Origin of the sequence: Micromonospora sp. ALFpr18c (assembly GCF_008868155.1) — a bacterium.
Lineage (GTDB): Bacteria > Actinomycetota > Actinomycetes > Mycobacteriales > Micromonosporaceae > Micromonospora.
This window is the reverse complement of record NZ_WBKR01000433.1, coordinates 1-853: the sequence shown is the minus strand read 5'-3', so window position 1 is coordinate 853 and position 853 is coordinate 1. Positions and strand designations below refer to the sequence as shown.

The following is an 853-nucleotide window of genomic DNA, read 5'->3' as shown; positions in this document are numbered from 1 at the left end:
TTGCTTGATCAGGGCATCTCGGTGATGGAGGTCGTCCGTCCGAACCGTCAGACTCGCCGCCGGCGCGGTAAGACCGACGCCATCGACGCCGAGACCGCTGCCCGGTCGGTGCTGGCCGGCACCGCGCTGGGCACGCCCAAGACCGCCGACGGCTCGGTAGAGATGATCCGTACGCTGCGGCTGGTCCGCCGGTCGGCGATGAAGGCCCGCACCCAGGCCGCCAACCAGCTGCGCGCCGTGCTGGTCACCGCCCCGCAAGTCCTCCGCGACCGGCTGCGCACCCTGTCGCTGCCGAAACTCGTTGACGCCGCGACGCGGTTCCGGCCCGGCCAGCTTGCCGGGATCGAGGCGGCCAGCAAGCTGGCGCTCAAGTCCCTCGCCACCCGATACCAGCAGCTCACGGCCGAAATCACCACGCTCGACGCCGAGATCGAGCAACTCGCCCACCGAGCAGCACCGCAGCTCATGGCGATCAAGGGAGTCGGCGCCGACATAGCCGGGGCGCTGCTGGCCGCCGCCGGCGATAACCCGGAGCGGCTGCGCAGCGAGTCGGCGTTCGCGCACCTATGTGGTGTCGCGCCGATCCCCGCCTCGTCCGGCAAGACCAACCGACACCGGCTCAATCGGGCGGGCAACCGCGACGCCAACCGCGCCCTCTACGTCCTGGCGCTGGGCCGGCTCAGCTACGACGAACGCACCCGCGCCTACGCGGCCCGACGCACCACCGAGGGCAAGACCAAGCGCGAGATCATCCGCTGCCTCAAGCGATACCTGGCCCGCGAGGTCTTTACAGCCCTGCTGAACAGCCCTTCTATCGCAGCCATGACCCCTGCTGGGACTGCTTCCAACCTAG

At 69.9% G+C, this 853-nt stretch carries 1 protein-coding gene; it reads left to right on the top strand.

Annotated elements, in window-relative coordinates; all coding sequences use genetic code 11:
* Positions 1–24: 24 nt before the first annotated feature.
* Positions 25–853, top strand: an 829-nt coding sequence (locus F8271_RS31555) for an IS110 family transposase (RefSeq protein ID WP_225854910.1), incomplete at its 3' end; no start/stop codon positions are given.